General features: G+C 67.9%; 22 protein-coding genes. 8 read left to right on the plus strand and 14 right to left on the minus strand.

Features of this window, described 5'->3' with window-relative positions; translation table 11 throughout:
* The 5 genes from bioD to bioB all read right to left on the minus strand — a co-directional run.
* On the minus strand, positions 1-241 hold a 241-nt coding region (bioD, locus tag B2X67_RS02875), incomplete at its 3' end, for an ATP-dependent dethiobiotin synthetase BioD (protein ID WP_286784548.1).
* A 37-nt stretch (positions 242-278) separates the two neighbouring features.
* Positions 279-1,076 (minus strand): malonyl-ACP O-methyltransferase BioC, encoded by a 798-nt coding sequence (gene bioC, locus B2X67_RS02880; protein WP_286784549.1) that lies wholly within the window; start codon positions 1,074-1,076, stop codon positions 279-281.
* The gene (locus B2X67_RS02885; RefSeq protein WP_286784550.1) at positions 1,069-1,791 is read right to left on the minus strand and encodes an alpha/beta fold hydrolase; all 723 of its coding nucleotides are present in this window, start codon (positions 1,789-1,791) and stop codon (positions 1,069-1,071) included. The genes bioC and B2X67_RS02885 overlap by 8 nt, the downstream gene beginning before the upstream one ends.
* Entirely contained in the window at positions 1,784-2,965 is a 1,182-nt protein-coding gene (bioF, locus tag B2X67_RS02890) for an 8-amino-7-oxononanoate synthase (protein WP_286784551.1), read from the minus strand. Before bioF ends, B2X67_RS02885 begins: the two co-directional genes overlap by 8 nt.
* Positions 2,966-3,065: 100 nt before the next feature.
* Complete coding sequence (bioB, locus tag B2X67_RS02895; RefSeq protein WP_282340549.1) at positions 3,066-4,124, minus strand: biotin synthase BioB; 1,059 nt, start codon at positions 4,122-4,124, stop codon at positions 3,066-3,068.
* 75 nt (positions 4,125-4,199) lie between these two features.
* Here bioB and B2X67_RS02900 point away from each other — a divergent pair, with 75 nt between their 5' ends.
* The 4 genes from B2X67_RS02900 to rarD all read left to right on the plus strand — a co-directional run bounded on the left by B2X67_RS02900 (position 4,200) and on the right by rarD (position 9,270).
* Positions 4,200-4,937 (plus strand): ComF family protein, encoded by a 738-nt coding sequence (locus tag B2X67_RS02900; protein ID WP_286784552.1) that lies wholly within the window; start codon positions 4,200-4,202, stop codon positions 4,935-4,937.
* 58 nt (positions 4,938-4,995) lie between these two features.
* Positions 4,996-6,882 (plus strand): PhoX family protein, encoded by a 1,887-nt coding sequence (locus tag B2X67_RS02905; RefSeq protein ID WP_286784553.1) that lies wholly within the window; start codon positions 4,996-4,998, stop codon positions 6,880-6,882.
* A gap of 107 nt (positions 6,883-6,989) precedes the next feature.
* Entirely contained in the window at positions 6,990-7,964 is a 975-nt protein-coding gene (locus B2X67_RS02910) for a serine/threonine protein kinase (protein WP_282340545.1), read from the plus strand.
* 409 nt (positions 7,965-8,373) lie between these two features.
* Positions 8,374-9,270: an EamA family transporter RarD gene (rarD, locus tag B2X67_RS02915; protein ID WP_286784554.1), complete on the plus strand. Its 897-nt coding sequence runs from the start codon at positions 8,374-8,376 to the stop codon at positions 9,268-9,270.
* Between the two features lie 7 nt (positions 9,271-9,277).
* Here rarD and B2X67_RS02920 read toward each other — a convergent pair whose 3' ends face one another.
* Both B2X67_RS02920 and B2X67_RS02925 read right to left on the minus strand, forming a co-directional pair.
* Complete coding sequence (locus B2X67_RS02920; RefSeq protein ID WP_282344070.1) at positions 9,278-9,793, minus strand: glycine cleavage system protein R; 516 nt, start codon at positions 9,791-9,793, stop codon at positions 9,278-9,280.
* Positions 9,794-9,830: 37 nt separating this feature from the next.
* On the minus strand, positions 9,831-10,283 hold the full coding sequence (locus B2X67_RS02925) for a GNAT family N-acetyltransferase (protein WP_286784555.1): 453 nt from the start codon (positions 10,281-10,283) through the stop codon (positions 9,831-9,833).
* Between the two features lie 178 nt (positions 10,284-10,461).
* On the opposite strand from B2X67_RS02925, the gene B2X67_RS02930 reads away from it, so the two are divergent.
* A complete protein-coding gene (locus tag B2X67_RS02930) occupies positions 10,462-12,639 on the plus strand; it encodes a malate synthase G (RefSeq protein ID WP_286784601.1) in 2,178 nt (725 codons plus the stop codon).
* 142 nt (positions 12,640-12,781) lie between these two features.
* On the opposite strand, the gene B2X67_RS02935 is transcribed toward B2X67_RS02930, so the two are convergent.
* Both B2X67_RS02935 and B2X67_RS02940 read right to left on the minus strand, forming a co-directional pair.
* Positions 12,782-13,243, minus strand: a complete 462-nt coding sequence (locus B2X67_RS02935) for a GNAT family N-acetyltransferase (protein WP_282344068.1) — start codon at positions 13,241-13,243, stop codon at positions 12,782-12,784.
* Between the two features lie 97 nt (positions 13,244-13,340).
* Positions 13,341-14,231: a LysR substrate-binding domain-containing protein gene (locus B2X67_RS02940; protein ID WP_286784556.1), complete on the minus strand. Its 891-nt coding sequence runs from the start codon at positions 14,229-14,231 to the stop codon at positions 13,341-13,343.
* A gap of 97 nt (positions 14,232-14,328) precedes the next feature.
* Here B2X67_RS02940 and B2X67_RS02945 point away from each other — a divergent pair, with 97 nt between their 5' ends.
* Positions 14,329-15,327, plus strand: a complete 999-nt coding sequence (locus B2X67_RS02945) for a YeiH family protein (protein WP_286784557.1) — start codon at positions 14,329-14,331, stop codon at positions 15,325-15,327.
* 13 nt (positions 15,328-15,340) lie between these two features.
* On the opposite strand, the gene B2X67_RS02950 is transcribed toward B2X67_RS02945, so the two are convergent.
* Both B2X67_RS02950 and trmL read right to left on the minus strand, forming a co-directional pair.
* On the minus strand, positions 15,341-17,689 hold the full coding sequence (locus tag B2X67_RS02950; protein ID WP_286784558.1) for an FdhF/YdeP family oxidoreductase: 2,349 nt from the start codon (positions 17,687-17,689) through the stop codon (positions 15,341-15,343).
* Positions 17,690-17,791: 102 nt separating this feature from the next.
* Positions 17,792-18,256 carry a tRNA (uridine(34)/cytosine(34)/5-carboxymethylaminomethyluridine(34)-2'-O)-methyltransferase TrmL gene (trmL, locus tag B2X67_RS02955; RefSeq protein ID WP_286784559.1) on the minus strand — a complete coding sequence of 155 codons (465 nt, stop codon included), beginning with the start codon at positions 18,254-18,256 and terminating at the stop codon, positions 17,792-17,794.
* Between trmL and B2X67_RS02960 the strand changes: the two genes are divergently transcribed.
* On the plus strand, positions 18,255-18,695 hold the full coding sequence (locus B2X67_RS02960) for a hypothetical protein (protein WP_286784560.1): 441 nt from the start codon (positions 18,255-18,257) through the stop codon (positions 18,693-18,695). The genes trmL and B2X67_RS02960 overlap by 2 nt on opposite strands.
* A 58-nt stretch (positions 18,696-18,753) precedes the next feature.
* On the opposite strand, the gene B2X67_RS02965 is transcribed toward B2X67_RS02960, so the two are convergent.
* The 3 genes from B2X67_RS02965 to glnL all read right to left on the minus strand — a co-directional run bounded on the left by B2X67_RS02965 (position 18,754) and on the right by glnL (position 21,632).
* Positions 18,754-18,909, minus strand: coding sequence for a hypothetical protein (locus B2X67_RS02965; RefSeq protein ID WP_286784561.1), 156 nt, complete (start codon positions 18,907-18,909; stop codon positions 18,754-18,756).
* Between the two features lie 205 nt (positions 18,910-19,114).
* On the minus strand, positions 19,115-20,551 hold the full coding sequence (gene ntrC / locus B2X67_RS02970) for a nitrogen regulation protein NR(I) (protein ID WP_090225045.1): 1,437 nt from the start codon (positions 20,549-20,551) through the stop codon (positions 19,115-19,117).
* Positions 20,541-21,632 carry a nitrogen regulation protein NR(II) gene (gene glnL / locus B2X67_RS02975; protein WP_090225047.1) on the minus strand — a complete coding sequence of 364 codons (1,092 nt, stop codon included), beginning with the start codon at positions 21,630-21,632 and terminating at the stop codon, positions 20,541-20,543. Before glnL ends, ntrC begins: the two co-directional genes overlap by 11 nt.
* Here glnL and B2X67_RS02980 point away from each other — a divergent pair.
* Complete coding sequence (locus B2X67_RS02980) at positions 21,631-21,786, plus strand: hypothetical protein (protein WP_273233743.1); 156 nt, start codon at positions 21,631-21,633, stop codon at positions 21,784-21,786. The two genes, glnL and B2X67_RS02980, sit on opposite strands and share 2 nt — an antisense overlap.
* The last annotated feature ends 9 nt before the right edge of the window (positions 21,787-21,795 follow it).

A 21,795-nucleotide genomic window follows, 5' to 3' on the forward strand; every position in this document is an offset into this window, starting at 1 on the left:
TCGGCGGCGCGAAGGCCAGCGGGTTCACCTCCTCGTAGCGCAGCGCGACGCTGCATTCGGCGAGCAGGGCGAGGGCGTCGTCGTTGCGCAGGCCGGCGTCGGTCAACTGGCAGCCGGAGGCGACCGGCTTGGCCGCCGCGGTCGAGAGCCCGGCGCGCCGGGCCGCGTGGAGCAGGCCAGCGGCGATGGTGGTCTTGCCGATTTCGGTATCGGTACCGGTGACGAAGTAGGCGTGCTTCATGCGTTGGTTTTCACTCGATGGCGGGGCGCGGGTTCGCTCAGGCCTTGCGCAAGATACCGTAGACCACCTGATAGGTCGCCGGCAGGCCGAGCGGCTGGCGCTGGCGCTCGTAGGCCTCGACCAGCGCCCGCATCCGCGCGCGACCGGTCAGCCCGCCGGGGCGGCCGGGGTTGAGGTTTTGCGCGCCGAGCGCCTTGATCTCGTGGGTCAGCTGGCGCAGGTCGGGGAAATGCAGCACCTTGGCGCGTCGCTCCAGACCGACCAGGTGCAGGCCGCTGGCGGCGCACAGTTGCTGATAGTCCTCGACGCGGCGGAAGGCGTTGACGTGGACCAGCCCGTCGACGGCCTGCCAGCTGTCGCGCAGCTCCTGCAGGGTGCCGACGCAGAGGCTGGAGAACGCCAGGCAGCCGCCTGGGCGCAGTACCCGCCGGGCCCCGTCAAGCACGCCGGCGAAGTCGCCGCACCATTGCAGCGCCAGGCTGCTGAACAGCAGGTCGACGCTGGCGTCGCGCAGCGGCAGGTATTCGGCGTCGCCGGCGACGAAGTGGGTCGCGCCGCCCAGCGGCCGGGCGTGACGGAGCATGCCCTCGGCGATGTCCAGCGCCAGTCCTTCGGCTTTTGGAAAGCGGGTCGCCAGCACGCGGGAGAAATGCCCGGTGCCGCAGCCCAGGTCGAGCCAGCGCGCGGGCGCCAAGTCGGCCGGCAGGCGCGCGAGCAGCGCATCGCCTACCGTGCGCTGCAGGCCGGCGACGCCGTCGTAGCTGGCCGCGGCGCGGGAGAACGAGGCGGCGACACTGCGCTTGTCCGGTCGAGTCGAGGCGGCGGGCTCAGTCATCGACGGCGTCGCCGATGAAGCCCAGCAGCGCCCGCGCGATCTGGTCCGGGCATTCCAGCGGCAGGCCGTGGCTGGCGTCGAACAGTTCCACTTCCAGGTCCGGCAGCCAGGCCAGCAGGGCGTCGGCGGCGGCCACCGGAACCAGCGCGTCGTGGCGGGCGAACAGGTGCAGCTGCGGGCCGGAATAGGCACGCAAGGCGGCGCGTCCGTCCAGCTCGGCGAGCAGGCTCAGGCCGGCGTCCAACGCTTCGACGGGCGTGCGCGGCTGGGTCACCTGCAGTTGCCGGGCGAGCGTGCGCGGGTCGAAGGCGCCGCGGCTGGCGAGCAGGCTGAAGCGCTTCAGGGTCTGCTCGGCATCCAGGTCGAACGCCTGGCGGAAGGTGGCGAAAATCTCCGCGGGCATCGCCGTTGGCCAGTCCTCGCGGCTGGCGAAGCAGGCGTTGCTGGCGAAGGTGATCAGTCCCGGACAGGCCTCGCCGCGGCGGGCGGCGAGCTGGGTGGCGAGCATGCCGCCGAGCGACCAGCCGGCCAGCCAGGCTTCGGCCGGCAGGCGTGCGTCGAGCTCGTCGAGCCAGGCGCCGGGCGCGGCGTTCTCGGGCAGCTCGGCGATCTCCACGCGCAAGTTGGGCGCGCGTTGTTCGAGGGCTTCCTGCAGCGGTTGCAGCGCGGCGGCGCCGAAGCTCCAGCCGGGCAGCAGGATCAGGCGGTCACGCATCGGCGCCGGTCTCCGTATTCAGTTGGTGCCAGGCGTTGGCGAGGGCGTCGAGCAGGCGGTCGACCTGTGCCTCGCTATGGGCGGCGCTGAGGGTCACGCGCAGGCGCGCGCTGCCGGCGGGCACCGTCGGCGGACGGATCGCACCGACCAGCAGGCCGCGCTCGCGCAGCAGGCTGGACAGGCGCAGGGCGCGCGCGCTGTCGCCGATCAGGATCGGCTGGATCGGCGTCGGGCTGTCCATCAGTTCCAGGCCGATGCGCGCGGCGCCGTCGCGAAATTGCGCGATCAGCCGTTCCAGGTGCTCGCGCCGCCAGCGCTCGCTGCGCAGCAGTTCGAGGCTCTTCAGCGTCGCGCAGGCCACGGCCGGCGGCTGGCTGGTGGTGTAGATGTAGGGGCGGGCGAACTGGATCAGCGTTTCGATCAGTTCCTCGCTGCCGGCGACGAAGGCGCCGGCGGTGCCGAACGCCTTGCCGAGGGTGCCGACCAGTACCTGCACGTCATCGCTGCCCAGGCCGAGATGCTCGACGATGCCACCGCCGCTGGCGCCCAGCGGGCCGAAGCCGTGGGCGTCGTCGACCATCACCCAGGCGCCCTGGCGGCGGGCGGTGGCGCAGAGCGCCGGCAGGTCGGCGAGGTCGCCGTCCATGCTGAACACGCCGTCGGTGACCACCAGGGTGTTGCCGCTGGCTTTCTGCAGGCGCTTGCCCAGGCTCTCGGCGTCGTTGTGCAGGTAGCGCGAGAAGCGCGCGCCGCTGAGCAGGCCGGCGTCGAGCAGGGAGGCGTGGTTGATGCGGTCTTCCAGCACCGTGTCGCCCTGGCCGACCAACGCCGTGACGGCGGCCAGGTTGGCCATGTAGCCGGTGGAAAACAGCAGCGCGCGCGGGCGGCCGGTGAATTCGGCTAGGGCCAGCTCCAGTTCGTGGTGCGGGCCGCTGTGGCCGATCACCAGGTGCGAGGCGCCGCCGCCGACGCCCCAGCGCGCGGCGCCGTCCTGCAGCGCGCGGATCACTTCGGGGTGATTGGCCAGGCCGAGGTAGTCGTTGGAGCAGAACGCCAGCAGCTCGCGGCCATCGACCTGCGCCAGCGGGCCTTGCGGGCTCTCCAGCAGGGGCCGTTGGCGATAGAGATGGGCGGTGCGGCGCTCGGCGAGGCGGGCGGAGAGATCGAAGGTCATGGTGATCCGGTTGCGGGAGCGGGGGACAGGGTCAGGCCGCGGTGCGGGATTGCCCTCTCCCCGACCCTCTCCCGTGAAGGGGAGAGGGGGCCAATGGCATTCAGGCCGAGACGGCGTTGTAGAACAGCTTGGAGTCGCGCTGTTCGACCAGGGCCTGCTCGATGGCGGCCTGGTGCACTTCGTCGGCGTGTTCCTGGCGCTCTTCGGGCTTGATGCCGAGGCGGGCGAACAGCTGCATGTCCTTGCCGGCCTGCGGGTTGGCGGTGGTCAGCAGCTTCTCGCCGTAGAAGATCGAGTTGGCCCCGGCGAAGAACGCCAGCGCCTGCATCTGGTCGTTCATCTGCTCGCGGCCGGCGGACAGGCGCACGTGGGATTTTGGCATCATGATCCGCGCCACCGCGAGGGTGCGGATGAAGTCGAACGGGTCGACGTCCTTCTCTTCCGCCAGCGGCGTGCCCTTGACCTTGACCAGCATGTTGATCGGCACCGATTCCGGCTGCTCTGGCAGGTTGGCCAGCTGGATCAGCAGGCCGGCGCGGTCGTCCACCGACTCGCCCATGCCGAGGATGCCGCCGGAGCAGATCTTCATTCCCGCCTCGCGCACGTGGGCGAGGGTTTCCAGGCGCTCGGCGTAGGTACGGGTGGTGATGATGTTGCCGTAGAACTCCGGCGAGGTGTCCAGATTGTGGTTGTAGTAGTCGAGGCCGGCCTCGGCCAGCGCGACGGTCTGCTCGCGGCTCAGCTTGCCGAGCGTCATGCAGGTTTCCAAGCCGAGGGCCTTCACCCCTTCGACCATCTTCAGCACGTAGGGCATGTCCTTGGCCGACGGATGTTTCCAGGCGGCACCCATGCAGAAGCGCGTCGAGCCGATCGACTTGGCCTCGGCCGCGGCGTCGAGCACCTTCTGCACTTCCATCAGCTTTTCCTTGTCCAGCCCGGTGTTGTAGTGGCCGGACTGCGGGCAGTACTTGCAGTCCTCCGGGCAGGCGCCGGTCTTGATCGAGAGCAGCGTCGAAACCTGCACGCGGTTGGCGTCGAAATGCGCGCGGTGCACGGTCTGCGCCTGGAACAGCAGGTCGTTGAACGGCAGCTCGAAGAGCGCGCGGACTTCGGCGAGGGACCAGTCGTTACGCGGGGCGAAGGGAGAGGTGGCGCTCATGGGTGTTCCTTATCGGGGGCTGGCGCCTGCTACAGTCAGGCGCGACACAGATGTCACGCATATTAGGGAAGCTGGATGCGCTGTCAACCAAGGGCCTTGCGGCGGGTTTACAAGTGGTTAAATAGTGGTCAGTCATGCCTGCTCTGCGATGAGCCGGCCGAGCGCGACGGACTTCCCCTGTGCAATGCCTGCGAGCTCGAGTTGCCCTGGCTGCAGGGGCATTGCGCAGTCTGCGCGTTGCCGCTGCCTACCCAGGGGTTGGCCTGCGGCGCCTGCCTCAAGCGACCGCCGGCGTTCAGCCGGGTCGAAGCGCCCTGGCGCTACGCCTTCCCGGTCGACAGCCTGATCACCCGCTTCAAGCATCAGTCACGCTGGCCCATGGGACGTCTGCTCGGCGGGCTGCTGTCACACCATCTACAACAATCCTTCGCCGAGGGCCTGCCGCGCCCGGACGCCTTGCTGCCGGTGCCGCTGGCCACGCGACGGCTGCGTGAGCGCGGCTTCAACCAGGCGGCGATGCTCGCCCACTGGTTGGGGCGCGACCTCGGGCTGCCGGTCGAGGAGGGCGCGCTGCTGCGAGTGCTCGATACGCCGGCGCAGCAGGGGCTGACGGCCGTCGAGCGGCGGCGCAACCTGCGCCGGGCCTTCGCGCTGTCGGACGCCGCCGATGTGGAGGGCCGCCACCTGGCGTTGGTGGACGACGTGCTGACCACCGGCAGCACCGCCGATGCGCTGGCGCGGCTGCTGATCAAGGCCGGGGCGCGCCGCGTCGACATCTACTGCCTGGCGCGCACGCCGCGCCCCGGCGACTGAAACAGGACTGTCATCCGCGCGAATTAACGTCGGCCGCATCCCCGTGAAGGAGCCGACCATGTATCCAGACGACCTGCCCACCGACCTCGAACGTCTCGCCGGCCTGTCGCGCCGGCGCTTTCTCGGCGCCGGAACCCTCTGCGGCGCTGCGCTGTTCTTCGGCGGCCACCCCCTGGGTGCGCTGGCCGCCAGCCTGCAGACGGGCAACCGCGCGCTGATCGGCTTCGACGGGATCACCGCGTCCGATGCGGACGCCGTGCTGCTGCCGCCCGGCTACCGCTACGAGGTGCTGATCAGCTGGGGCGAGCCGCTGCACGCGGATGCGCCCGCGTTCGATCCCACCGGAAACGGCAGCGCGGCAGACCAGGAACGGCAGTTCGGCGACAACAACGATGGCATGTGCCTGTTCGCCTTCCCCGGCGAGGCCGACCGCGCGCTGCTGGCGATCAACAACGAGTACACCAACTACCGCTACCTCTATGCCCACGGCGGCAACCCGCAGTCGGCCGACGAGGTGCACAAGGCGCTCGCCTGCGAAGGCGTCTCGGTGGTGGAAATCCGCCGCGACGCCGACGGCTGGCGCTTCGTCCGCGACTCCGCCTACAACCGGCGCATTCACGGCAACACGCCGATCCGCCTCGGCGGCCCGGCCGCCGGCCACGCCTGGCTGCGCACCGCCGCCGATCCGAGCGGGCGCGAGGTGCTCGGCACCTTCCAGAACTGCGCCTCGGGCAGGACGCCCTGGGGCACCTACCTGACCTGCGAGGAAAACTTCACCGACTGCTTCGGCAGCAGCGACCCGGCCTACGCGGCGGAAGGCGCGTTGAAGCGCTACGGCGTGCTGGCCGACAGCAAGGACGTGCACTGGCATCCCTACGAATCACGCTTCGATGTGAGCCAGACGCCCAACGAGTACAACCGCCACGGCTGGGTGGTGGAGATCGACCCCTTCGACCCGCGCGCGCAACCGGTCAAACGCACTGCCCTGGGCCGTTTCAAGCATGAGAACGCGGCGCTGACCCAGGCCGCCGATGGCCGCGTGGTGGTCTACATGGGCGACGACGAGCGCGGCGAGTTCATCTACAAGTTCGTCAGCTTCGCGCGCTTCGACCCGACGCAGCCCAACCCCGATCTGCTCGACCACGGCACCTTGTACGTGGCGCGTTTCGACGACGGCGACGGCGACCCGCAGCATCCCAAGGGGCGCGGTCAGTGGTTGGAGCTGGTGCACGGACGCGGCGGGCTGGATGCTGCCGCTGGATTCCCCGGCCAGGCGGAAATCCTCATCCACACCCGGCTGGCGGCCAGCGTGGTCGGTGCCACGCGGATGGACCGCCCGGAGTGGATCGTCGTCAGCCCCGAGGACGGCCAGGTCTACTGCACCCTGACCAACAACGTGAAACGCGGCGGCGACGGCCAGCCGGTGGGTGGGCCGAATCCGCGGGCGAACAACGTCTACGGACAGATCCTGCGCTGGCGCGAGCACGGCGACGATGCCGCGGCGTCGAGCTTCGAGTGGGACCTGTTCGCCGTCGCCGGCAACCCGCTGGCGCACCCCGGCACGGCCAATGGCGGCTCGCCGAACATCACCGCGCGGAACATGTTCAACAGCCCGGACGGCCTCGCCTTCGACGGCGGCGGTCGGTTGTGGATCCAGACCGACGGTGACACCAGCAACAGTGGCGACTTCGCCGGCATGGGCAACAACCAGATGCTCTGCGCCGACCCGGGCAGCGGCGAAATCCGCCGTTTCATGACCGGCCCGGTGGGCTGCGAAGTGACCGGCGTGGCCTTCGCGCCGGACTACCGCACGCTGTTCATCGGCATCCAGCATCCCGGCGAGAACGGCGGCTCGAATTTCCCGTCCGGGCAGCCCGGCGCCAAACCGCGCTCCTCGGTGCTGGCGATCCGCCGCGACGACGGCGGGGTGATCGGCGCTGCCTGAGCGGCCTGCACCCGTACCCGGCGATCTATGCTCAACGGCGGGCGCAATCGGTTGCCCTGCCCGTGGCGGGCCTGCGCTACCATGCCGGCCCGCCGCAGGAGATCGCCATGACCCACCCGTTCGTCTCCCTCAGTCCCGACCTCGTACTGGATGCCGTCGAAAGCATCGGCTACCTCAGCGACGCCCGCGTGCTGGCGCTCAACAGCTACGAGAACCGCGTTTACCAGGTGGGCATCGAGGACGAGACGCCGATCATCGCCAAGTTCTACCGTCCCGGGCGCTGGAGCGAGGCGGCGATCCGTGAGGAACATGTCTTCACCCTCGAGCTGGCCGAGCGCGAGGTGCCAGTCGTGGCGCCCCTGGTGCGCGACGGCGAAACCCTGTTCGAGCACGCCGGCTTTCGTTTCGCGCTGTTCCCGCGACGCGGCGGACGCGCCCCGGAACCGGGCAATCTGGACCAGCTGTATCGCCTCGGCCAACTGCTCGGGCGCCTGCATGGGGTCTCGGCGATGCGCCCGTTCGAGCACCGCGAGAGCCTCGGCGTGCAGAACTTCGGCCACGACTCGCTGAATTTCCTGCTCGAAGGCGGCTTCGTTCCGCGCAGCCTGCTGCCGGCCTATGAGTCAGTGGCGCGCGACCTGCTCAAGCGCCTCGACGAACTTTTCGCGCGGGTCCGCTTCACGCCGATCCGCCTGCATGGCGACTGCCATCCGGGCAATTTGCTGTGCCGCGACGAGACCTACCACATGGTCGATCTCGACGACTGCCGCATGGGGCCGGCGGTGCAGGATTTATGGATGATGCTCGCCGGTGACCGCCACGAGCGCCTCGGGCAGATCGCCGAGCTGATCGACGGTTACCAGGAATTCCACGACTTCGACGCGCGCGAACTGCCGCTCATCGAAGGCCTGCGTTCGCTCCGGCTGATGCACTACAGCGCCTGGCTGGCGCGGCGCTGGGACGACCCGGCGTTCCCCATGAGCTTTTCCTGGTTCGGCAGCGAGCGCTACTGGGGCGACCAGGTGCTGGTACTGCGAGAGCAGCTCTCGGCCCTGGACGAGGAACCGCTGAAGCTGTTCTGAAATCCCCCGGTGCGCACGGCGCACCCCACGCGTGCGCGGTGCCGTAGGGTGCGCATGCGCACCGAGGCGGGCTGCGGCGAAAGCGGGTCGACCGGGCATCCCTGTCGCGTGGCCCGAAGCCCCCTGCGGCCGAGATCCCCCCGTGCGCGCGGCGCACCCTACGCGTGTGCGGTGCCGTAGGGTGCGCCACGCGCACCGAGGCGGGCTGCGGCGAAAGCGGGTCGACCGGGCATCCCTGTCGCGTGGCCCGAAGCCACCCTGCAGCCGGGATTCCCCCGGTGCGCACGGCGCACCCTACGCGTGCGCGGTGCCGTAGGGTGCGCATGCGCACCGCAGCAAAGCTGATCGACCAGACAAACCCCGGCTGGCCCTCTAGAATCATCGGCCCTTCCGTCTTCAGGACTGCTGCATGTCCACCGCCAACCCGCGCCGCGGTTATCTGCTGGGTGTCGCCGCCTACACCGCCTGGGGTCTGTTCCCGCTGTACTTCAAGATGCTGCAGGCGATTCCGGCGATCGAGATCATCGTCCACCGGGTGCTCTGGTCGGCACTGTTCGGCGCGCTGCTGCTGACGGTCTGGAAGCATCCCGGCTGGTGGCGCGAGCTGCGCGAGAATCCCCGGCGCCTGGGGGTACTGGCCGTCAGCGGCTCGCTGATCGCCTGCAACTGGCTGGTCTACGTCTGGGCGGTGAACAACGGGCGGATGATCGAGGCCAGCCTGGGCTACTACATCAACCCGCTGGTCAACGTGCTGCTCGGCCTGCTCCTGCTCGGCGAGCGCCTGCGCCCGCTGCAGTGGCTGGCGCTTGGCCTGGCAGCGCTCGGCGTGGCGCAGCAGGTGTGGCAACTGGGCAGCCTGCCGTGGGTATCGCTGGTACTGGCGCTGACTTTCGGCTTCTACGGGCTGATTCGTAAGCAGGCGCCGGTGGCGGCGTTGCCCGGGCTGGTGGTGGAAACCTGGATGCTGCTGCCGCTGGCGCTGCTCTGGCTGATCCTCGGGCCGTCCGGCGTGAGCAGCCAGGCGAGCTTCTGGAGCACGGCGGATGCGTTCTGGCTGGCGCTCGCCGGGCTGATCACGCTGTTCCCGCTGATCTGCTTCAACTCGGCCACGCGACACCTGCCGTTCACCTCGCTGGCGTTCCTGCAATACCTCTCGCCGACGCTGGTGCTGCTTCTCGCGGTGGTGGTCTACGGCGAGCACTTCGACCCGGTGCGCCTGCTTTCCTTCGCCTGCATCTGGCTGGGCCTGCTGGTCTACAGCGTTGACATCTGGCGTGGCCTGCGCCGCGCCCGCGCGGCGAGCTGAGCGGACGTCAGACGTCGGTCCGCAGGTTCAGCTCCACCATCAGGTCATCCGCCAGGGTCTCCAGGCGCTCCTGCAACAGGTCGAGGGACAGCTCCAGCGGCACCGCCAGCATCGCCTCGGCGTGGAACAGCGGCTCGCTGCTCATCGGCGCCGGCAGCACTTCGGTGATCAGGCTTTCGAGGTTGACGTCGTGTTCGGCCAGCAGCCGGGTGATGTCGCGGACGATGCCCGGCCGGTCGTTGCCGACCAGGTCGAGAAGGATCGGCTTGCCGCTGCGTTGCGGCTCGCCGCCCTCGGCCAGCTGGACGCGGATGCCATGGGTCTGCAGTGCCTGCAGGGCGTCGCTCAGGCCGCGATGGCCGGCCGCCGGCACCGACACGCGAAGAATCCCGGCGAACTGCCCGGCCATGCGCGACATGCGGCTTTCCAGCCAGTTGCCGCCATGATCGGCGACGCAGGCGGCGAGGCGTTCCACCAGGCCGGGCTGGTCCGGGGCGATGACGGTGATTACCAGATTGTCCATGCGGAGGTTCCTTTGGGTCGAAGGCGGCGGCCGCGGTTCAGGCGTCGGGCAGGGCCAGCCAGTAGGTGAGATAGACCTCGTCGCGCACGTAGCCGAGGCTTTCGTAGAGCGCCTGGCCGGCGAGGTTGGTCTTCGCGGTCTCCAGTTGGATGCCGCAGGCGCCGCCGAGTTGCGCGAGTTGCCGGGCGGCGTTCATCAGCGCGCGGGCCACGCCCAGGCGGCGGGCGCTCTCGGCGACGTAGAGGTCGCTGAGCAGCCAGGAGGGGCGCAGCGCCAGCGAGGCGAACAGCGGGTAGAGCTGTACGAAGCCCTGCGCCTGGCCCTCGTCATCCCGGGCGATCAGCAGCCGCGAGTCGCCTCGCTGCAGGCGCGCGGCGAGGAACGCGCGGATCGGCTCCTCTGCCTGTGGCACCTCATAGAACTTCAGATAGCCGCCGAAGAGGCGGGTCAGATCATCCAGATCGGCAGGGTGTACGGGGCTTACCGGCATGCGTCAGGTCTCCGTGGGCAAGGCCTGAGTATAGGCCGGCGCGGGCCGATGCCAGGGCGGTTTCGGCGGCTCCCCGCGGCCCCCTGATTTTTCCGCAGGCATCATGTAGTATCCGCCGATCCGCACTACAAGATCGTCCAGCCAGGCAGTGCTGGCCCCGAAAAGAGAGAGGAAGATGATGACGGAACGTGTTCAAGCCGGCGGCCTGCAAGTCGCCAAGATCCTCTTCGACTTCGTCAATGACGAGGCGATTCCCGGCACCGGCATCGACGCCGACGCGTTCTGGGCCGGCGCCGGAAAACTCATCGACGAACTGGCGCCGAAGAACCGCGCGCTGCTGGCCAAGCGCGACGAGCTGCAGGCGCAGATCGATGCCTGGCACCAGGCGCGTGCCGGCCAGGCTCACGACGGCGCGGCCTACAAGGCGTTCCTCGGCGAGATCGGCTACCTGCTGCCGGCGGTGGAGGATTTCCACATCGCCACCGAAAACGTCGACGACGAGATCGCCCGTATGGCCGGCCCGCAGCTGGTGGTGCCGGTGATGAACGCGCGCTTCGCCCTGAACGCTTCCAACGCCCGCTGGGGCTCGCTGTACGACGCGCTCTACGGCACCGACGCGATCAGCGAAGAGGGCGGCGCCAGCAAGGGCCCGGGCTACAACGAAGTGCGCGGCGCCAAGGTGATCGCCTTCGCCCGTGCCTTCCTCGACCAGGCCGCGCCGCTGGCCAACGGCTCCCACGTCGACGCCACGGCCTACGTGGTCTACGGCGACAAGCTGGTGGTCAACCTCAAGGGCGGCGATGAAACCGGCCTGCAGGACGAGTCGCAGTTCATCGGCTTCCAGGGCGACGCCGCGCAGCCCAAGGCCGTGCTGCTCAAGCACAACGGCCTGCACTTCGAGATCCAGATCGATCCTTCCAGCCCGGTCGGCCAGACCGACGCCGCCGGCGTCAAGGACGTACTGATGGAGGCCGCGCTGACCACCATCATGGACTGCGAGGACTCCGTCGCCGCGGTCGATGCCGAAGACAAGGTGCTGATCTACCGCAACTGGCTGGGCCTGATGAAGGGCGACCTCGCCGAAGGCATCAACAAGGGCGGCAAGGTCTTCACCCGCGTCATGTACGCCGATCGCAACTACACCGCGGCCGACGGCAGCGCGCTGACCCTGCACGGCCGCTCGCTGTTGTTCGTGCGCAACGTCGGCCACCTGATGACCAACGACGCGATCCTCGACGGTGCCGGCAACGAGGCGCCGGAAGGCATCCTCGACGCGCTGTTCACCAGCCTCGCGGCGATCCACAACCTCAACGGCAACACCACGCGCAGCAACAGCCGGCGCGGCTCGGTGTACATCGTCAAGCCGAAGATGCACGGCCCCGAGGAAGTGGCGTTCACCAACGAACTGTTCGGTCGTGTCGAGGATATCCTCGGCCTGCCGCGCAACACCCTCAAGGTCGGCATCATGGACGAGGAGCGCCGCACCACGGTCAACCTCAAGGCCTGCATCAAGGCCGCCCGCGAGCGCGTGGTGTTCATCAACACCGGCTTCCTCGACCGCACCGGCGACGAAATCCACACCTCCATGGAAGCCGGGCCGATGGTGCGCAAGGCGGCGATGAAGGGCGAGAAGTGGATCGGCGCGTACGAGAACAACAACGTCGACGTCGGCCTCGCCTGCGGCCTCGCCGGGCGTGCGCAGATCGGCAAGGGCATGTGGGCGATGCCGGACCTGATGGCGGCGATGCTGGAACAGAAGATCGGCCATCCGAAATCCGGCGCCAACACCGCCTGGGTGCCGTCGCCGACCGCCGCCGCGCTGCACGCGCTGCACTACCACCAGGTCGACGTGTTCGCCGTGCAGGCTGAACTGGCGCAGCGCGCGGCGGCCTCGGTGGACGACATCCTCACGATCCCGCTGGCGCCGAACCGCGACTGGTCGGCGGCGGACATCCAGAGCGAGCTGGACAACAACGCCCAGGGCATCCTCGGCTACGTGGTGCGCTGGGTCGAGCAGGGCGTCGGCTGCTCCAAGGTGCCGGACATCCATGACATCGGCCTGATGGAAGACCGCGCCACCCTGCGCATCTCCAGCCAGCACATGGCCAACTGGCTGCGCCACGGCGTGGTCAGCGAGGAGCAGGTGCGCGCCAGCCTGGAGCGCATGGCGCCGGTGGTGGATCGGCAGAATGCCGGCGATCCGGCCTACCGGCCGATGGCACCGGACTTCTCCAGCAGCGTGGCGTTCCAGGCCGCGTTGGAGCTGGTCCTGGAAGGCACTAAGCAGCCCAACGGCTACACCGAGCCGGTGCTGCACCGCCGTCGTCGCGAGTTCAAGGCCAAGCAGGCCCGCTGAACGCATTGCGGATGCTCCGCGCTCCCGTTCACGGAGCGCGGGGCGTGGGCCGCGAAACGTCGGCCTTTGCCTTCCGCCAAGCGTTCGAGCAACCGCATCAGCCGCCTTTCGAGGCGGCTTTTTTATGCGCGGCTATCGCCGCCTAGAGCGCCTTCGCCATCTCCGTGGTGCCTTTCCAGCCCAGTTCGGCGTACATCGGCTTGCCCATTTCGGTGGCATGGAGGATGGCGAACGGCAGCGCGCGGCGGGCGAATTCCGCTTCCGCCAGTCGCATCAGTTCACGCCCCAGGCCGCGCCGCCGATGGCTGTGTTCGACATAGACGTTGAGCACGTAGCCGCGCTGGTCGTGGCGCGGGTGCGACGGGTGCGGCGGCCAGTCGATGGCCATCAGGCCGATGCCGGCCACCGGTGTTTCGCCGTCCAGCAGGACAAAGCCGAAATAGCGTCCGTCGGCCAAGCGCGGCGCCAGCCAGGGCCGAAAATGTTCGGTCATCACCGCCAGCGTGGCCGCGTCGCGGCCGGCCTCGTGGAACATGGCATGACGGTGCCGGCAGATCAGTTCGAGGTCGCGGACATCGACCGGACGGTGCGGCAAGACGGACATGGGGCGGCTCCTGTGAAGGGTGTCTGGCGGCGATCCTAACCTGCGGCCCGGTCGCCGGAAATGACGCCGGCCTCGGCCCGGGCGCTCGCGACGGCACTCAGCGCGCTTCGTGAAGGAACACCTTGAAGGCCTGCCAGAGCGCGCTGCGATAGCGCTCCGGGTGCCACACCAGGGAAAAGGTGCGGGTCAGTTGCAGGTCGTTCTGCAGGACGACCAGTTCGCCGCGCTCCAGCTCGCCGGCGATGCTCAGGCGCGACATGCAGCTCAGGCCGAAACCGGCGCGCACCGCCTGCTTGATCGCCTCGTGCTGGCTAAGCTCCATGCGCACCCGTAGCCGTTCGGTGTGGTGCAGCACCGCCGACTCGAAGATGCTGCGGGTGCCGGAGCCGGGCTCGCGCAGAATCCACGGCTCGTTCTGGATGTCCTCGTCGCTCAGCCGTCCGCCGCGGGCGAGGGGATGCGCGGGGGCGCAGACCACGAGCATTTCGTCCTGGCGCCAGACTTCCCAGGCCAGCCGCGGCTCGCTGCACTGGCCTTCCACCAGGCCGAGGTCGGCCTCGAAGCGGAGGATGTCGCCGATCACTTCGCCGGTGTTGCGCAGGCGCAAGTGCAGGTTGGCGTCGGGGTGCGCCTCGCTGAAGCGCCCGGCGAGCGAGGGCAGCAGGTAATTACCGATGGTGGCGCTGGCGGCGATGTTGAGGGTGCCCTGCAGCGATCCCTGCGGCTCGCGCGCCGATTCGACGAACTGGCCGAGCTCGTGCAGCAGGCTCTCGGCCTGGGGCAGCAGGCGCCTGCCGACATCGTTGAGCTGCAGGCGACGCCCCTGGCGATCGAAGAGAATGACGCCCAGCTGGTGCTCGAGGTCGGCGAGCGACTGGCTGGTGGCCGACTGCGAGAGACTGAGTTTTTCCGCGGCGTTGCCGAGGCTGGTGTCCTTGGCCACGGCTACGAAGACCTGCAGCTGGCGGAAGGTGACGCTCGGGTTCATTTCACTTTTTCCGATCAGTCATATCGTTATAACCGTTTCGCAGCAGCACCTATTCGCCCATAGCCTGACCACATTCGCAAGCCTGGAGGTGGTTTTCATGTGGCAGGGTCTGCTCCTTTGCAGCGTACTGACGGCGCTCGGCTACGGTCTTTCGCAGGTGCCGCTGCTCGCCCACAGCGGTTTCAGCCCCCTGGTGTTCTCGTTGTTGCTCGGCCTGCTGGCGGGCAACCTCGGTGTCATCCGTTCGCTGCCCGGCGTGCGTCCGGGTTTATCTTTCTGCACGCGCTGGCTGCTGCGCGGCGGCATCGTGCTGTTCGGTCTGTCGTTGACCCTGCAGCAGATATTCGCCCTCGGGCCCTGGGTGCTGGTGCTCGACGTGCTGGTGATCGGCTGCGTGCTGACGCTGGGTTACCTGATCGGCACCCGGCTGCTGAAGCTGGACGCGGAAACCACCCTGCTGACCTGCGCCGGCAGCGCGATCTGCGGGGCCGCGGCGGTGCTGGCTACCGAGGCGACGATTCGCTCGCGGCCGGCGGCGACCTCGATGGCGGTGGCCACCGTGGTTCTCTTCGGCTCGCTGTCGATGCTGGTCTATCCGCTGCTCTACCCGCTGGTGGGGCTGGACGAGGCGCGCTTCGGCATCTACATCGGCGCCACCGTGCACGAGGTCGCCCAGGTGGTGGCCGCTGCCGACGCCGTCGGGCCGGATGCGCTGGCGAATGCGGTTATCGTGAAGTTGCTGCGGGTGCTGCTGCTGATTCCCTTCCTGCTGATCGTCGGCCAGTGGTGGCTGCGGCGCGGCCATCCGGCCGCGATGGGCATCGAGGGCAAAGGCCGCCTGGTGATTCCGTGGTTCGCCTTCGGCTTCCTGGCGATGGTGCTGTTCAACAGCTACGTCCAGCTGCCCGCCGAACTGCACCGCGATCTGATCCTGATCGGCCAGATCGCCCTGGCGATGGCGATGGCCGCGCTGGGCTACGAGACGCGTCTGGAGAAGCTGGCCGCGCTGGGCGTGCGGCCGTTCATCCTGGCCCTGTGTCTGTTCGCCATGCTCACCGGCGGCGGGCTGCTGATGACCGTGCTCTGCTTCGGCTGAGCAGGCCGTCGGGCTAGCCGGGCAGCGGCGTTGGCTCCACCGGCACGCTGGCGTCCTGGCCCACCGCGATCACCTGGCGCAGCGTGACGGGGATCGATTTCGCCGCCGGCACCTTGGCCCTTTCCGCGTAATGCCAAAGCGGGATCAGCGCGTTGCACTCGGGGTAGTAGCCGGCGCAGCAGCCTTCGGGGATGTCGTAGGGCGTCACCCGCAGCGGCCCCACCTCGCGATGCTCGCCGTCGTCCACCGCAGTGCTGACCTGCACCTTATCGCCTTCCGCTAGATTGAGCCGAGCGATGTCGTTGCGATGCATCAGCAGCACCGCGCGGGTGCCGTGGATACCGCGAAAGCGGTCGTTGTAGCCGTAGACGGTGGTGTTGAACTGGTCGTTGCTGCGGATCGTCATTAGGTTCAGCACGTTGCGACGCTCCGGCGGCTGCTCGACATCCTCGTCCGCCGACAGGGTGTGCGGCTCGATGAAGTTGGCCTTGCCGTTGCTCGTCTGCCACTGACGCTTGCTGGCGCCGAGCGGGCGGTGGAAGCCGCCAGGCTCCATCATCCTGACGTTGAGGTCGTGGAAGGTCTCCGGGTAGGTCGCGGCAATGGCGTCGCGCACCCGGCCGTAGTCGGCTACCCAGGCATCCCAGTCGATGGCCGGGTTCGGCGCCAGGGTGGCCTTGGCCAGCGCCGCGATGATGGCCGGCTCGGACAGCAGGTGCTCGCCGGCCGGCGCCGCCACGCCGCGCCAGGCACGGATGCAGGCGGTGCTGTCCTCGGTGGTGTAGCGCTGCTCGCCGCTGGCCTGGACGTCGACCTCGGTGCGTCCCAGGCACGGCAGCAGGTAGGCCTTCTCGCCGTGGACCAGATGGCTGCGGTTGAGCTTGGTGGCGATCTGCACGCTCAGCTTGAGCGCCGACCAGGCCGGCTCGAGACGGCCGCTGTCGGGAATCGCGCGGACGAAATTGCCGCCGAGGGCGACGAAAGCTTTCACCTTGCCGGCGATGATTGCTTCGCAGGCCTCCACCGTGTTCATCCCGTCCTCGCTGGGAGGCTCGAAGCCAAAGCGCTCGCGCAATTTGTCCGCGGGTACCTTGGCGGCTTTCTCGGTGATCCCCACGCTGCGCTGGCCCTGCACGTTGGAATGGCCGCGCACCGGGCATATGCCGGCGCCTTCCTTGCCCATGTTGCCGCGCAACAGCAGCAGGTTGACCAGCATCTGCACGTTCAGCACGCCGTGGCGGTGCTGGGTCAGCCCCATGCCGTATATCCCGATCACCCGCTCGCAACGGGCGTAGACGCTGGCCGCGGCCTCCATGGCGCCGCGGGTCAAACCACTGCGGCGCTCCAGCATTGGCCAGGCATAGCTGCGGATGCGTTGCTCGAAGGCCTCGAAGCCCGCCGTGTGCTCCTCGATGAAAGCAACGTCGAGCACCCGCGCGGCACCGGTCTCGCGGGCGCAGTCGTCCATTTCAAAGAGTGCCTTGCAGATCCCGGCAATGCAGGCGATGTCGCCGCCGATCGCCAGCTGGTGATACTGGGTGCTGACCACGATGGATTCGCCGGTGGTCATCTGCACCGGCGACTGCGGGTTGGTGAAGCGCTCCAGCCCGCGTTCGCGCAGCGGGTTGAAGGTGATGATCGGCGCATTGCGTTTACGCGCGGCCTCCAGCTCATGGAGCATCCGCGGGGCGTTGCTGCCGGTGTTGTGGCCGAAGAACAGCAGGCCGTCGGTTTTCGCGAAGTCGTTCAGCGTGACCGTGCCGACCGGCACGCCGATACTTTCCGGCAGCGCGATCGAGGTGCTCTCGTGGCACATGTTCGAACTGTCCGGCAGGTTGTTGGTGCCGTACAGGCGGGCATACAGCGCCCACATGTAGGAGGCCTCCAGCGAGGCACGGCCGGAGGCGTAGAACACCACTTCATTGGGATCGGCATAGCCCTTGAGTTCGGCGCCGATCTCGGCGAAGGCCTGTTCCCAGCTGATCGGCAGGTAGCGGTCGCTGGCGGCGTCCCAGCGCAGCGGTTCGGTCAGGCGACCCTGCTGCTCGAGTTCGTAGTCGCTCCAGTTGCGCAGTTCGCGCAGCGTATGCCGGGCGAAGAACTCCGGCCCGCAGCGCAGGTGGGTGCCTTCCCAGGCGGTGGCCTTGGCGCCGTTCTCGCAGAAGGCCAGCGGCAGGCTCGGGTGCGGCTTGGCCCAGGCGCAGCTAACGCAGGCGAAGCCGTCGATCGGCTTGTTCTGTTTGAGCAGCGCCTTGCTGGCGGCGAAGGGCGCGCGTTCGCGCAGCAGTATCTCGCCCACCGAATGCGCCGAACCCCAGCCACCGGCCGGGCCCTTGTAAGGCTTGAAGCGCGCTTTACGCATGCGGTTCTCCTCGGCGGCTGACGCGGGTTCGCTCAGGCATCTGAGTTACGACGCCGCGCCGCGGAGGATGGTTCAGGACAGCCGACGCCGCCCGATGAAACGCTAAGCGCCGCCGCGGAAACCAAGTTGGCGCCAGGCTTCGTAGACCGCAACCGCCACCGTGTTGGAGAGGTTCAGGCTGCGGCAGTCCGGCCGCATCGGTAGGCGCAGCCGCTGGTCGACCGGCAAGGCATTGCGGATTTCTTCCGGCAGGCCGCGGCTCTCGGGGCCGAAGAGGAAGGCATCGCCCTCGCGGTACTCGGCCTCATGGTGCGGGCGCGAGCCTTTGGTGGTGAAGGCGAATACCCGCGGGTGGCCGAGGCTTTTCAGGCAGCTGGGCAGGTCGGCGTGACGCTGCAGGGTGGCGTACTCGTGGTAATCCAGGCCGGCGCGGCGCAGACGTTTGTCGTCCAGCTCGAACCCCAGCGGCTCGATCAGGTGCAGGCTGCAGCCAGCGTTGGCGCATAGCCTGATAATGTTGCCGGTGTTGGGTGGAATTTCCGGTTGAAAAAGGATCACGCGAAACATGCACGGCTCCGAGCCTGAAGACGGGCTCCATTCTACCCCCGAGGATGACCCGCGACCGCGCATGTGGCCGCGCTTTCTCCTGGCCCTGGCGCTGTTCGGCCTGCTGCTGGGGATGATGATCGGTCGCCTGAATGCGCCCCAGCCCGTACTGTTGCAGCGGGTCGAGGTCCTGCCCGGTGCGCTGGTGCTGTGGTTCGACCGCGAACCGAAGGTTTTCGTCGAGCGTATCGAAGGCACGCTGGCGATGCTCATCGAAACCCGCGGCAAGACGGCGGGCGGCCAGTTGCTGCTCGACGGGCGTCCGGTGAACTGGAGGATCGTGCGGGTGGAGCGTGGGTTGTTGCTCAATCTTGTCGCTGCCCTGCCCCTGCACGGCGCCTTGAAGGGCGCGGCAGAGGAGGGAGGATGGCGGCTGGAGATCAGCCTGCGAGCGGAATAAAAGAGGGGAATCCCCGGCCTGCCTGTACCAAGGCCCCCGAAAAACGGTGGTATCTGGCTTATTGCATCTGCTGTGCCAGTTCCGTGCGGATGCCCGAAATCTGCAGGTCTTCGTTTTTAAGTCCTTTAAAATCAATAGCTTGTGCTTCAATTGTTGTGAAAATCGAGCGGGTTTGATGCTTCTCCGTCGTTTGCGCGAGGGGAATGCGCGGCACGGTGCGTGTTCAACATCTGTGCACCGTGCATTCAGGTTGTGCATGACAAGGTCATCGGCAGGGTGGATTCGGGTAAGCGGTTTGCGGCGCCGCGGCAGAGACAGGGCGCACTTCCCGTCGGCCCGTTCCCGCTGGCGGGTTGGCGGGAGCCGCGAGGCAATAAAAAAGCAGACCGAAGTCTGCTTTTGTTCCAGCGCGACGCGGCTCAGCTTTCTTCGCTGTCGTCGTCGTCACCGCCGTCGATCTTCATGCCCAGTTCCTTGATCTTGCGCGTCAGGGTGTTGCGACCCCAGCCGAGCAGTACCGCGGCATCGCGGCGGCGGCCGGCGGTGTGCTTGAGCGCGGTCTCGATCATGATCCGCTCGAAGGTCGGCACGGCGCTGTCGAGTAGGCTCGACTGGCCGCGCGCCAGGGCCTGGTCGGCCCACTGGCGCAGGGCCTGCTCCCAGTTGGTCACCGGCGCGGCATCCTGCGGCTGGGTGAGCAGCTCCGGGGGCAGGTCGTCGATGTGCACTTCGCGACCCGACGCCATCACCGTGATCCAGCGGCAGGTGTTCTCCAGCTGACGCACGTTGCCCGGCCAGTGCAGGTTCTGCAGGTAATCCTCGGTTTCCGGCTTCAGCAGCTTCGGCTCGACCGCCAGCTCCAGCGCGGCGCGGGCGAGGAAGTGGCGGGCCAGCGCGGGAATGTCCTCGCGGCGATCGGACATCCGCGGGATGTGGATGCGGATGACGTTGAGGCGGTGGAAAAGGTCTTCGCGGAATTTCCCCGCCTGCACCAGGTTTTCCAGGTTCTGGTGGGTCGCGGCGATGATCCGAACGTCGACCTTGACCGGCGTATGCCCGCCGACCCGGTAGAACTCGCCGTCGGCCAGCACGCGCAGCAGACGGGTCTGGGTGTCGGCCGGCATGTCGCCGATCTCGTCGAGGAACAGCGTGCCGCCGTCGGCCTGCTCGAAGCGCCCGCGACGCTGGTTGGCCGCGCCGGTGAACGCGCCTTTCTCGTGGCCGAACAGCTCGGACTCCATCAGGTCCTTGGGAATCGCCGCCATGTTCAGCGCGATGAAAGGCGCCGCGGCGCGCGGACTGTGGCGGTGCAGGGCGTGGGCGACCAGTTCCTTGCCGGTGCCGGACTCGCCGTTGATCAGCACGGTGATGTTGGAATGCGACAGGCGACCGATGGCGCGGAACACCTCCTGCATCGCCGGTGCCTCGCCGATGATTTCCGGCGTCCGGGCGATGCTCGCCGGCGCTTCCAGGCCCTGTTGTTCCTGGGCATGCAGGAAGGCGCGCTTGACCAGCGAAACCGCCTCGTCCACGTCGAACGGCTTGGGCAGGTACTCGAAGGCGCCGCCCTGGTAGGAGGCGACCGCGCTGTCCAGGTCGGAATGCGCGGTCATGATGATCACCGGCAGGCGGGGGTACAGCTCGCGGATCTGCGCCAGCAGATCGAGTCCGCTGGAGCCGGGCATGCGGATGTCGGAAATGATCACGTCCGGCTGCTGGCGAGTCAGCCGATTGAGCACGCTGTCGGCGTTGTCGAAGCTCTGGACGTTCATCCCCTCCTGTTGCAACGCCTTTTCCAGGACCCAGCGGATGGAACGGTCGTCATCGACGATCCAGACGGTTTCGCTACGGCTCATGTGACGCTGCTCCTTGTTCCAGCGGCAGGAAGATCGAGAACACGGTGTGGCCGGGATGGCTTTCGCATTCGATCAGCCCCTGGTGCTGACTGATGATGTTCTGGGTGATCGCGAGGCCGAGCCCGGTACCGTCCGGGCGGCCACTGACCATGGGGTAGAAGATGGTGTCCTGCATGTCGGCGGGGATGCCCGGCCCGTTGTCGATGATTTCCAGCTTCGCCACCAGGCGATGGCGGATGTAGCCGATGGTGAACTGGCGCAGGGTGCGGGTACGCAGGGAAATCCGTCCCAGGTGCAGGTCGTTCTGCGCCGACAGCGCCTGCATCGCGTTGCGCACGATGTTGAGCACCGCCTGGATCATCTGCTCGCGGTCGATCAGCACCTCGGGAATGCTCGGGTCGTAGTCGCGAACCAGGGTGATGCGCCCCTGGCTTTCCGCCTCGACCAGGCTGCTGACGCGCTCCAGCACTTCGTGGACGTTGGTCATCGACAGCGACGGCAGCTTGTTCGAGCCGAGCATGCGGTCGACCAGATTCCGCAGGCGGTCGGCCTCCTCGATGATGACGTTGGTGTAGTCCTTGAGGTGTTCTTCGGGCAGCTCGCGGGCAAGCAACTGGGCCGCGCCGCGAATGCCGCCCAGCGGGTTCTTGATCTCGTGGGCGAGGCCCCGCACCAGCAGTTTGGTGGTTTCCTGCTTGGACAGCTGCGCCTCTTCCTTGGTGATCCGCAGCAGGCGATCGCGCGGGTGCACTTCCAGAAGCAGCAGGGTCTCGTTACGGGTGATGATCGGCGTCACCGCGTAGTCGACCGTCTGCATCTGGCCGGTGAGCGAGGTGAGGGTGGCTTCGCGCTTGGTGAACGGATGGGCCTGCTCGACCGCCTGGCGCAGCGAATGCAGCGCCTCGGGTGACTCGGTGAACAGTTCGCTGATGAATTGCCCGTGGCTGCGCTGCCCGCTGACGGCCAGCAGCATCTCCGCCGCCGGGTTCATGTACTCGAGCCGCAGTTCGGCGTTGAGCAGCAAGGTCGCGGTGGTGAGATTGTCGAGCAACAACCGGTGCAGGGGAGAATCGTTGGTCATGAGTGCGCAGGTCTCAAAGGATGCTGGAAAAATGCAAAAAGCAAACCAAGCCCTGAAAAGACGCGCTTTTGTGGCCGAAATCCTCCGGCAAGCTGTTTTTCGGCGCAAAAAACAGCCGGATAGTGGGCTTATTTGGGGAGAGTATAAAAATTAGTGCACTATC

The sequence above is a fragment of the Pseudomonas sp. UBA3153 genome (assembly GCF_002364635.1).
Classification (GTDB): domain Bacteria; phylum Pseudomonadota; class Gammaproteobacteria; order Pseudomonadales; family Pseudomonadaceae; genus Pseudomonas_O; species Pseudomonas_O kuykendallii.